Source organism: Psychromonas sp. B3M02 (assembly GCF_003318165.1).
Lineage (GTDB): Bacteria > Pseudomonadota > Gammaproteobacteria > Enterobacterales > Psychromonadaceae > Psychromonas.
On record NZ_QOCB01000144.1, the window covers coordinates 57,546 to 69,943 of the forward strand.

Sequence of the window (12,398 nt, forward strand, 5' to 3'; positions counted from 1 at the left end):
ACTTATTTTAAACCTAACACGTTGAGACATTAAGTCGTTAGCAAGGTGATTAAGTCAGTGTTGTTAATGAGTATGGATAGTTAGTTGTTTAGTGTTAAACAGGATGGAGTCTACTTATGTTACGTTCTTTGAAAGTGCAAATATACCTACTGGTATTTATTCCTTTTATGTTAATGGTCGGTATTGGCTTATACAGTGAAATACGCAGTACTAACGCCGTTGAAGAAAAAGTGTCTGAGATGACATTAAACAATACGTTAAGATTAGAAAAAAAACGCCTTAAAACCGTTGTTGATACTGCTCATTCTATGATTGAAGAGTATACCGAATTACCTGATGATACTGGCCTTAAAGCAGCAATAGCCGCACTTAATAAAATACGTTATGACAATGGTACGGGTTATATTTTTACCTATGATTTAAAAGGTGTGCGTTTACAAAGTGGATCCGGGAAAGGCATTGGTAAGAACTTTTATAATAACCAAGATAAAAAAGGAAATTATATTACCCAAAATGTTATTAATGCGGCAAAGGATGAGACAGGTTACAGCACCTATTATTTTGTTAAACCTGGAGAAACTGAGCCTTCTCCAAAATATTCCTATTCTTTATTAATCCCTAAATGGAATATTGTTATTTCAACGGGTTTTTATATTGATGATGTAGAAAAAGCACAGCAAGAAGTAGATACGGCTATTGTTGAAGTGGCTGATCAAGCTATCATGGATGCATTGATGTTGTTTCTTTTTGCATTCATTGTGGTTGCAATAATTGTATTTATTGCCATTGCTAAGTTGTATAAACCACTTAATAACTTAAGTGTTTCAGTAGGTGGTCTAGCTGATGGAGAAGGAGATTTAACGGCAACTTTACCATCAAGCCATATTTCATTATTAGATAATATTGCTCGAGATTTTAATCAGTTCCTAGGCGCTATGGGTGTAGATATTAAAAGTTTAAAGGGCACCAGTGCACAACTCAATAATATCGCTAGCGAATCTAATCAACAACAAAAACACCTGGAAACATTATCCAATCAACAAAAAGAAGAAACGGTACAAGTTGCCGCAGCCATTGATCAAATGTCATCTACTTCTAATGAAATTGCCAATACTGCAGAACAAACTCGTTCTTCTGCAAGCGCTGTTGAACAAGAGATTCAAGGTGTACTGCAGCAAGTAGAACTGTCTAACGAGCAACTTGAAGGGTTAAATGAATTGATGAAAGGGGTAGAAGGATCGATTAATGAACTCGGTGATAATGTCACCTTAATCCATTCTGTATTGAGCGTTATTCAAGGGATCTCTGAACAAACTAATTTATTAGCATTAAATGCAGCTATTGAAGCTGCGAGGGCCGGAGAGCAAGGAAGAGGCTTTGCAGTGGTGGCTGATGAAGTAAGAAATTTGGCGAAACGCAGCCAAGACAGTACTGTTGAAATCAAAGATATTTTAGATAAATTACAGGATAGTGCAGAGAAAACGGTGCAGGATATGGCTCGTTCTGATCAGCAAAGACAAGTGGTAACAGAAGCGATGGCTAAAATTAGAGAGTTTATTCATAGCAGTAACCAAGGTATCCAACAATTATCTGAAATGAATGTGCAAGTGGCAACTGCAGCCAGTGAGCAATCCACCGTGTCTTCTGAAATCGCTGAACGTATTAATGGCATTGCAACACTTGCTGAAGACATTGGTAACAGCTCTACAGAAGCAAGGTCTCAATTTAAAAGCTTAGAAGAACAGTCCGAGCTGATTGCAGAGATGACTAAGAAGTTTACGGTGTGAGGTATAGTACTGAATATTAAGCTTATTCTTAAATAATAAACATAAAGGCTGTGTGTAATATTTTTACCACAGCCTTTTTTATAGGTGTTAAACGGCATATTGTTCCTTGCAAAGATAACCTTCATAGCGAGCCAGACTCTACTATTAGCTATCAGCACATTCTGAAAATCAGTTTTAGATATACGAACAACAATGTATTTGTGTGTTTGTTTAATAACTAAAAGTCACATAACCTTATATATCCTTGCAATTTTATAATACAAATGTGACCCAGTTTTATAATAAAATAGATCTTTAATGTGTGATTAATTGAAGGGTGGTTTGTAATAAATAGTAATGGGCTTAGCTGATAGTTTGGACATTGATTATTTTTCTGATGGCGATTAATAATGGCAAAAACCTCACTAATAATAATTCTCTTTTTCAAACCTTTGTTGAAAATTATAAAACAAGTATAAGTCTTATTTTGTTGGTCTACCTCTCTAAAATAGACGCTAAGCTACTGTGAATAGGCGTTATGTTTTTTTGTCAATCTGTTTACAGATCTAATTTCTTAGCGATTTTCTGTTGAAACTGAGATCTACTTAAGACTTTCTAACAAACTTAAACACCCTGAATAAAAACTTGAGGTAGGCTTATTAGTAACAAAAAAAGAGCTGCATGCACTGAGTTAGCGTGAATAAATAGTTACTTTTTAACACGCAGACTATTATGCATTTGTCATATTATTAAATGTTATAAATAAGGGTTCCAATGAAACACGGAAAATTAAATTTATTATTAAGCACTTCAATTGCTGTTGCTTTATCGGGTTGTGCAACAACTGATGAGCCAGTTGGTCCAATTAACTTATCAGGTACTTCGGCACCGCTGGTAGTGGTTGAAGCGACATCAAGCACGCATGATGGTAATGGCCCTGATCGTCTAATTGATGGTGATACGTCAACGCGCTGGTCTGCTAGTGGCGATAACTCTTATGCAGTTTTAGATTACGGTCAAGTTGCTGAATTTGATGCCGTTCGTATTGCATTTTCTAAGGGTAATGAACGTGCAAGTACCTTTGATATCCTAGTGAGTGAAGATGGTAATACTTGGACGACTGTACTGGAAGGTGAAAAATCATCTGGCAAGATTACATCGATAGAACGTTTTCCATTTACAGCCGTGAAAGCACGTTATATTAAGTATGTTGGACACGGTAACACTAAAAACATGTGGAACAGCCTGACAGAGTTTTATGCCGTGAACTGTAGCATCAATACTTGTCTTGCTAATGAGTTTGCAACGAGTGCTACGATTGAAGCTAACCAAGTTGAAATTGAAGCAGCTAAAGCCAAAAAAGCGGAAGAAAAAGCAAGAATGGCTGCATTACGTAAAGGTGACTTTGGTACACCTGTACCACTTAAATGTGATTCAGCAGTATCAGATTGTAGTAAGAAAACATGGTGGGATGTGCCACTTAAATCGCCAGTTATTCCAGCAGTACCAAAAGCCGGTAATAAACCAGGTGAAAACTTCGACTTAACTACTTGGTACTTATCACAACCTTTTGACCATGATAATAATGGTAAACCTGATGATGTTAACGAATGGTACTTGAACCAAGGTTATGAACAACCTGAATTATTTTATACAGGTGAAGATGGTGGTTTAGTGATTAAAACCTTCATCAAAGGTACGCGTACTTCTAAAAATACAAAATACACTCGTACAGAAATGCGTGAAATGTTACGCCGTGGTGATAAATCTATCTCTACTAAAGGTGTGAATAAAAATAACTGGGTATTCGGTAGTGCACCTGAAGCTGATTTAAAAGCAGCTGGTGGTATAGATGGTGTAATGGACGTAACAATGAAAGTCGACCATACCACAACAACCGGTGAAGCAGGTCAAGTAGGTCGTTTCATTATCGGTCAAATACATGACCAAGATGATGAGCCAATTCGCCTTTACTACCGTAAATTACCAAATAAAGATACAGGTTCTGTTTACTTCGCACATGAAAACACCTTGGAAGGTTCTGATAATTACTACAGCCTAGTTGGTGATTTAAGTGGTGAAGTAGAAGATGGTATTGCACTTGGTGAAGTATTCTCATACCAAATCAAAGTGGAAGGTAACACCATGACTGTGACGTTAAAGCGTGATGGTAAAGATGATGCGGTACAAGTGGTTGATATGAGTGAGAGTGGGTATGACCAAGGTGGTCGTTACATGTACTTTAAAGTTGGCGCATACAACCAAAATAACACTGGTGATGCAGAAGATTATGTACAAGCTACTTTCTACAAAATTAAAACATCACATGATCAATACACTAAATAATATAAACATTATTTAATTATCAATAAAGCCAGCTTTTGCTGGCTTTTTCGTTTCTGCCTCTCGTTAGTTGTTTTTATCTACTCTATAATGCAAAAATTAATAAACAACACTACGCTATTTGTTTATCTTAGGTGTTTTTTCATATTTCATTAGACTGTTTTTTATATAGTCCAAATGTATTCAATAACTCAGTACCCACCCACTATAATAATCAACGATGGAATCCCTTTATGAGCAAAGGAAAATTTGTTAGCGGTAATATTTTTAATCATATTATTGTTATGTCTTCTACCAATGCAATTGGTTTAACTGCACTGTTTTTAGTTGATTTAGCAGATCTCTTTTTTATTAGTTTATTAGGGCAAACCGAATTAGCGGCTGCGGTTGGTTATGCAGGGACTATCGCTTTTTTTACTACTTCTATTAGCATTGGTGTATCGATTGCCATGACTGCGTTAGTGTCACGATCAATTGGTCAACAAGATAGAGACAAAGCGCGTCGATATGTCATTAATATACTGGTCTCAGGCTTCATTGTTAGTTCGATTATTGCGGCAATCATTTGGTATTTTACCCCCGAGTTAGTGACGCTGATCGGTGCGCGTGATGAAACACATGATTTGGCTGTTGAATATTTGAGAATTCTATTACCCTCTTTACCTATTTTATGTGTCGCTATGAGTGCTGGGGCTTCTTTGCGCTCTGTTGGTGATGCGAAGTTAGCCATGTATTCGACATTAGCTGGTGGGGCGGTTAACGCTATCTTAGATCCTATCTTTATCTTTGCTTTTGATATGGGGTTACATGGTGCAGCATTGGCATCTGTTATCTCACGCTTTGCTGTGGCAGGTTTTGCTTTGTATGGTGTAATTCGTATTCACCAACTAATGGGGCGGTTTGATTACAAGTTATGGTTGGCCGATCAACGAGATATTCTTAAAGTTGCAATCCCTGCTATCAGTACCAATATTGCTACCCCGTTAGGCAACGCTTATGTCACTTTAATGATAGCTTCTTTTGGTGATGCTTATGTTGCTGGTTGGGCTATTGTTGCACGCTTAATGCCAGTTTCTTTTAGTATGATTTTCGCTATGTCAGGCGCAGTAGGGCCTATTATCGGGCAAAATTTCGGTGCATTGTTGTATGACAGAGTGCGTTTAACCAGTAAACGAGCATTACAATTTACAGCGTGTTACGTACTTGTTGTGTCTTTTATTATTTACCTGTTACAAAATCAGGTGATTTTATTGTTTAGTGCGCACAGTGAAGCCGCTGATATGGTTGCATTTTACTGTACTTGGCTATCTGTTACCTTTGTGTTTAACGGGGTCATATTTATCGCCAATGGTACTTTTAATAATTTAGGTTACCCAAGTACTTCGACCATTATGAACATAGGAAAAGCAACTATTGGTACAGTACCATTTGTGTACTTTGGTGGCATGTGGTTTGGTGCCTTTGGGGTAGTTGCAGGTCAAGCAGTTGGTGCTATTTTATTCGGTATTATTGCTTGGTTTTGGTCTCAACGTATCCTTAATAAACTAGGCCCTAACGAAGGTTGTGAGCAACATGATGAAGTGAAATTGACTCCAAGTTTGCCCTTGCCTCCTTTTAGTTCGAATCGTGGTTTTATATACGATGAACCAGATAACCTTAATCAGAAACCGATGCCATCAGAAAATTGTAGTCAACAAAAAAAGTAACCTCAGAAAAGAAAAGCCTATATAGCTAACTAGGTGGTTAGCGATATAGGCTTGATTAATAAGCACCCAAATATTGGGACAAATAATTACATCACTATCTTCAATCTATTAACAAGATATCCTCTATTTTATGACCTACCCACTAATCAACTACCTGACTATTTTCGCTCTAATAAATCTTAAATTAAATCAAAATAAAACGATAATTATAAATAATATCAACGCTTTATATTGTTTAGTTAATTAGTTTATTTAGCATAGTTAAATTTGACTTTTGGCACCTATTGATTGGTTTTCATTTAGTATAGACTGAAGTTTAGCGCTAACTTTTGTAGCTAGTTTTTATATGTGGATTCGTTTCACTTATAAATAGCTATTTAATCACCCAGCACATTTGCTATGTGCGTAGCATATGTTAGCAAGTTAGATTAATGAAAAGCATGGATTTCATTTTTTATAACGTCTGTATGAAATGGGTTAATGAATTATTACGCAAAGGGCTTTTAGCCTGATTTAAAATATAAATATTACAGAGACGTAATGATTGTTTAGTTAATCAAACAGCTCTTAAAAAATGGAATTAAAATAAGATGAAGAGCCTCAAATATAAAATATTTTTATTATTTGTTTCGATACTGCTCATAGCACAAGGAATTACTTTCTATGCTTTATACGTAACCAATCAAAATCAAGAAGAGACGGAAATTAATAGCCGTTTAAGTTCAGCAAAGACCATCTTTACAGAATTATTTGAACATCGTGTTGAGTACCTTTCTGCTTTCACTGCGATCACCGCTAAAGAACATAGTATTAAAAAGGTCTTTATCGATGGAGATGTTCATCATCTATTAACCGTACTTAATAATCAGAGACAAGAGTTAGATACTGATTTAGCCATGTCAATCACACCCGATGGCGTGATCACTGGGCAGTTACAAAGAACAAGCATCACGAATATCGATGCTTCAACGGGGGAAAGTTACTTTTATAATAAAATTGATCATGGACCCGAACTGGGGAAGCATTTTATGTTTCCTAGTTGGTTTCAATCTCAAGAGTCTTCCTATATTTATGCTATCGATGGCTTACATTATCAGGTGAGCCTTTCTCCCGTTTTATATCGAAATCAAGTGGTGGGTTGGTTATTGTTTGGATTTGAAATTAATGATGGTTTGGCAGATCAATTTAAAGCGGTGACTGGTTTGCAAACAGAGTTTGTTCTAAAAGAACAAGGCAAGGCATTGTTAACTGCATCTTCAAAGCAAAATACACAATCGTTCAGCGATGAAAAAAAACTGCATATTATAAATAATATTGATCAATCTTCTATTCCAAAAGAACTCATTGCCACTTCTGTGGTGATCTCGCAGTTCGAAAACCGTGAACTTGCGGTTTATATGTATAGCTTAAGAGAAAACATTGTCTCTATGTTAGAAGAGCAGTGGTGGCCTTTGATGATACTAGCGACTTTGACTTTATTAGCGTCTTTAACCTGTGCTTACTTGATTGCAGCTTCCATCAGTCGTCCAATTAACCGATTAGTTGACCATGCCAAAGTCATTGCAAATGGACATTTTCAAAAGAAAATCATCTTTAAAGAAAAAAATGAAATAGGACAACTTGCCAACGAGTTTAACCATATGCAGGTTGCTTTATTGCAGCGTGAAGAGGCAATAACACGTTTAGCTAACCATGACTTATTAACAGACCTACCTAATAGACACCGCTTAAACGAAGTATTAAAAGATCTAAAAAATCAGCGTTTTATGATGTTGCATTTGAATTTACGTCGCTTAAAAGATGTTAATGCTACCTTGGGATATGATGTAGGTGACTTAGTGATTCAAGCTTTAGCAAATAGATTGCAAAATATATCAAAACAACAGCACGTACAGTTTTTAGTGCATATAGGGGCCGATGAATTTATTTTGATTGTAGATAGCATGGAAGTTAATGAGGTAAGCGCTCAGATTAATAAAGAGTTGGAAGAGATATTTTGCTTCCAAGGTATCAGTTTACAGTTGCAAGTACGTATGGGTATCGCTTTATATCCAGAGCACACACCTGATGTAACTAAACTGGTTCAGATGGCAGATACGGCTTTACACCATACACGTAATACAGGTAACTTAGTGCAAATTTATCAGCCAGAGTTAGATGTTAATACTGTTGAGCGTTTAAATCTTATTAATGATTTAGTACAAGCCATCCCTGCGAACCAATTTGAATTATATTTCCAGCCTAAATTTTGTATAGCTATTAAAAAAGTTAAGCATGTTGAGGCCCTAGTACGTTGGAAACATCCAACCTTAGGAATGATCCCGCCGGATAACTTTATCTCAATCGCTGAAAAAACCGGTCAAATTGAAGCGTTAACACGTTGGGTATTTACTGCAGCTATTGTGCAATGTAAAAAATGGAATGAGATTGGTTTAAGCATTAATATTGCTGTTAATATCTCTGCAGAAAACTTAAAAGAGCCTGATTTTTATGACTTTGTTTGTCACACCATTAATCAACATAAGGTTGGACCTGACCAAGTCACATTAGAAGTGACAGAAAGTTCTGTCGTAGGAGATACCGCTGGGGCTATTAAATTATTAAGTCAATTTAAAGATTATGGTTTAAAAATCTCCATTGATGATTACGGCACAGGTTACTCCTCGTTAGCACAACTTAAGCAGTTACCTGTTCATGAATTAAAGATAGATAAGTCTTTTATCCAGCGTCTTGAAAAGGATGTTGATGACCAAATCATTGTACGTTCAACGATTGACTTAGCACATAACATGGGATTGAAGGTAGTAGCAGAAGGGATAGAGGATGCATTTTCGTTAGCTTGGTTGTCTGAGTCAGGATGTAACTATGTACAAGGTTATTATATAAGCCGTCCTAAACCTGCTTCAGAACTAACACCTTGGTTACTTAATCCGCCTAGATTTGAACAAAGTGATTTTCAGATTTAAACGCTTCTATCATTGCAGTGAATGATGACAGAAGCGTATTGCTGTTAATTAATTAAAGAATGAAGTCAGATTGATGGTTTGATCATAAGACTTAGTGAACAATGGTGAAGTTATCTCAAAGTGAAGAGGTAACTCTGGGTTAGTTAATAGAGAGAAAACATTGCTAAACATATCACTGGGTTTAATGCTTAAAGGAAGCTGAATGCTACTTGTACCTTCACTAATTTTTTGATTGTTTAATGCACCGGTAAATAACTGGTTACCTTTAGATGACACTGCATAATTGACATCGTCAAGCGGCAAGCTGAATTCATTTTGGTTATCTACTTCAAGACTTAATATAATATCCAACTGGCTGAAGCTTGCATTAACAACTTCTAGGTCTGCAACTGATACAGTTGGCACGTATAAAGTCGCCGATTTTTCGAATGGAATTGATAACCCTAATGCACTCACACTACCTTTAACTTGATAATCAAGTTTGTTCTCTTTAAATAATAACTGTTGTAATGAAGTTAAGGTTTCTTGAGTTAACGCTAATGATAAAGCCACATCTTTATCGCTATTAGCTGCTAGCGTACCAACAGAATCAGTTTCTCCTTCAAACATTTTACTGTCGTTAAGAGATAATTCGTAGCTCACGTTATTAATAGGTAATGAAAAAGCATTGTTATTAGCGATATTAAAGGTTGGGTTTAATTCGATACGATCCATTGACACTTCACCCACTGAAATTGATTTGTAATTTACTACGGGTTGTTGCACATAGTCTTTAATACTGTCTTGTAGCGTTGTACAGGCTGTTAATACACTAACTGCTGCGACAAAGGTAAGTTTTTTAAGCATGGATTTATCCTGTAAGTAATTTGAGATTGAGCGGATTATATCAGATTGCTGATTATCTCATACTAAAGCAATGTCATTTAACTAAAGAGAATGAAATTTAAAAGCTAGGATAATCAGGGCAGTAAGAAAGGTAAGTTGAGCATGGCTTAGTGATGGACAAGATTGCTCAGCTTATTCTTCGGTTATATTTTGTGGCTATCTAGTTTGCTTAAAATCATTAATAAAATGATTAATACGTTGAGCATTAACCCCTCGGTCGCCACGCCCGATACGTGAAACACTGCGGATATCTATTTTACTGCCATTTGACTGCTCGCTTACCCGTACAATGACATCGTCAGCAAAGTGGAAAAATGGTGTGTAAGCCGTTGCTTCGAAAAATTGTTGTTCAGGGTCTTGATAGACTATTTCCCAGCCCATTTTGTCAGCTAATTGTAAGGATTTTTGGTAGGCTTTATCTTGAGCCTGGCTGGTGAGCAGAGGTTTAACGTTAGGGAATGCTTTATGTTGTTGATCAGCAATCTCTTGACCAGCGTAGTGCAAACTATTTTTAGCGCCTGCTCTAGTATCATCTAAAAACACAAAAGAAGGTGGGGTGGTGGTATCTGTTGAAATATCATGAATAGGTGGGTAACGAACAGGCACACGTAATGTATTAATAATGGTTGGTGTCAATATCGCAATACCAAGGACCAATGCAGTTATCGCTTTGACAGTGAATACTTTTTGTTGGTTATAACCATTAATAATGAAGGTTAAAATAACCAAAACTAAGGTGATATAGCCCAGTGAATCGTTATATTGGCGACTCGCAGAAAATCCTTGAATGGGCTCCCATAAGTTCAAGGATGCACCAAACACCATTAACACTGCAAGACTGAGACACAGAACAGAAAACGTTAAGCAAAGGGTGTTGATATTGAGTTTGGACATAATAGCCTCATTTTTATTCGTTTTAGTCATATTAAGTACTTTCTTCCCATACATGCAGTATCTTACTTAATAAGTGATTTAATTGTGCTCTTTCTTCTGCATTTAACAAATTAAACTTTTGTTGCTCTGTATGGTGTAAGTTAACAATTACCTCTCCGATCAATGATTGACCTGTTTCACTTAACTTTACTAATTTGCCACGTTTATCATTAGGGTTATCAACTCGTTCAATTAATCCAGCTGCATTCATCCTATTAAGTACTTTAGTTAATCCACCAGAACTAAATAACATCGCACTAGAAAGCTCCGTAGGGGTCAAACAGTAGGGTGGTTGTTCTTTACGCAATGTCTCTAAGACTGAAAATTCAGGAGCTTGGAGATCGTACCGTTTTAATATTAGGGATAAATTTTGTTGGCAATAAGCACTTACACGGTGAATACGTAATATCTCTGGTGATATCTGAGCTGCTGATTCAGGCCAGTTAGCCTTTGTCTTAGCTAGCATATTAGCAATCGATGCTTGTTTAGTCATAACACTCCCTTAATTAATACCTAACAAATGTACCTTGCTAGAAAGGTAAATTACAACTATTATCTTCCTAGAAAGCTAATTAATGAAGGGTTTTATGAGTAAATATATATCTACATCACTATTATTGTTACTTGCAGGTATTTCTGCATTAACTCCATTCGCGACCGACGGTTATTTATCGGCTATACCTATTATGGCAAAAGACCTTAATACGGATATTTCGATGATAGCGGTCACCGTTAGTCTTTATATCTTTGGTTTGGCTATTGGACAATTAGTAGGGGGGCCGTTATCAGATAAATTCGGGCGTAAATCTATCATTCTGGTGGGTTTAATCATATTTACTATAGGTAGTTTTGCAATCCCTTATGCGCATTCTTTAGAAATGCTATGGATAGCAAGGACGATACAAGCGTTGGGAGGGGGAGTTGCTGTTGTTGGGGTGCCTGCCATTATTAGAGATAATACCCAAGGTAAAGATTCGGCTCGTCTGTTTTCGTTGATCATGTTAATTACTATGTTAGCCCCTTCCATTGCTCCATCGGTTGGTACATTGATATTAAAGTTAGCAAACTGGGGGTGGATCTTTACTTCACTTGCTATTGTTGGCGCAGTGGTGACCGTGGCAACATTATTGATTATGCCGACTGAAGTAAAAGCAAAACAAACCATCAAAAACGGTGGTTACTTAAGCGTCTTTAAAGAGAGAAGAGCATTAGGTTATTTATTCGCACAAGGTTTCTCTTTTTCTGTATTAATGACGTTTTTAGCCAATGCGCCTTTTGCTTATATGGCGCATTTTGGTGTGAGTGAAACCTTCTTTTCAGGGTTACTTATCTTCAACGTAATGGGCGTTGCGATCGTTAATCGGATTAATACTTATCTATTACACCGCTATGAGCCACATCAATTATTGAAGGGCTTTTTAATCGTTCAGCTTGTTGGAGCGATTATTTTAATTGTAGCAACAAGTTTATTTCCAGAATCGCTATGGTTCACGGTATTAGGTTTTGTGGCGATCACAGCCACAATGGGTGGTGTCATTCCTAATTCAAGCGCTTGTTTTATGAACTTTTTTGGTAAGAATGCCGGTGTTGCCGCAGCAACGTTAGGGGCGACTCAATATATGTTAGGTGCTGGTGTCAGTGCATTGGCTGCACTGTTAAGCCACGATTCTTTATGGCCAATCGTATCTATCATGACAGTAGCGACTGTGATTGCTTATGTAGGTGGATCAAGAAAATCTGAGTTAGCATCAGAAAAGCCAGTTCAGGAAAAAGTAAAAGTGTAATACCAATTGTATTAA

8 protein-coding genes are annotated in these 12,398 nt (G+C 36.7%); 5 read left to right on the forward strand and 3 right to left on the reverse strand.

Translation table 11 applies throughout. From position 1 onward, the window contains the following. The first annotated feature begins 116 nt into the window (after nt 1–116). The 4 genes from DS885_RS16050 (at nt 117) to DS885_RS16065 (ending at nt 8,781) form a co-directional block, all read left to right on the forward strand. Entirely contained in the window at nt 117–1,787 is a 1,671-nt protein-coding gene (locus tag DS885_RS16050) for a methyl-accepting chemotaxis protein (RefSeq protein ID WP_113820418.1), read from the forward strand. 753 nt (nt 1,788–2,540) lie between these two features. Continuing rightward, nucleotides 2,541–4,112: a polysaccharide lyase family 7 protein gene (locus DS885_RS16055; RefSeq protein WP_113820419.1), complete on the forward strand. Its 1,572-nt coding sequence runs from the start codon at nt 2,541–2,543 to the stop codon at nt 4,110–4,112. Between the two features lie 230 nt (nt 4,113–4,342). Next, nucleotides 4,343–5,815, forward strand: a complete 1,473-nt coding sequence (locus DS885_RS16060; RefSeq protein WP_113820420.1) for an MATE family efflux transporter — start codon at nt 4,343–4,345, stop codon at nt 5,813–5,815. A gap of 590 nt (nt 5,816–6,405) precedes the next feature. Further along, entirely contained in the window at nt 6,406–8,781 is a 2,376-nt protein-coding gene (locus DS885_RS16065) for an EAL domain-containing protein (protein ID WP_113820421.1), read from the forward strand. A 48-nt stretch (nt 8,782–8,829) separates the two neighbouring features. Here the strand turns inward: DS885_RS16065 and DS885_RS16070 are convergent, their stop codons facing one another. From DS885_RS16070 to DS885_RS16080, 3 genes are all read right to left on the reverse strand, one after another. Continuing rightward, nucleotides 8,830–9,627 (reverse strand): LEA type 2 family protein, encoded by a 798-nt coding sequence (locus DS885_RS16070; RefSeq protein WP_113820422.1) that lies wholly within the window; start codon nt 9,625–9,627, stop codon nt 8,830–8,832. A gap of 195 nt (nt 9,628–9,822) precedes the next feature. Then, complete coding sequence (locus DS885_RS16075) at nt 9,823–10,560, reverse strand: DUF1499 domain-containing protein (protein WP_258546935.1); 738 nt, start codon at nt 10,558–10,560, stop codon at nt 9,823–9,825. Between the two features lie 31 nt (nt 10,561–10,591). Next, a complete protein-coding gene (locus DS885_RS16080) occupies nt 10,592–11,092 on the reverse strand; it encodes a MarR family winged helix-turn-helix transcriptional regulator (RefSeq protein ID WP_113820424.1) in 501 nt (166 codons plus the stop codon). 94 nt (nt 11,093–11,186) lie between these two features. Between DS885_RS16080 and DS885_RS16085 the strand changes: the two genes are divergently transcribed. Further along, on the forward strand, nt 11,187–12,383 hold the full coding sequence (locus tag DS885_RS16085; RefSeq protein WP_113820425.1) for a multidrug effflux MFS transporter: 1,197 nt from the start codon (nt 11,187–11,189) through the stop codon (nt 12,381–12,383). The last annotated feature ends 15 nt before the right edge of the window (nt 12,384–12,398 follow it).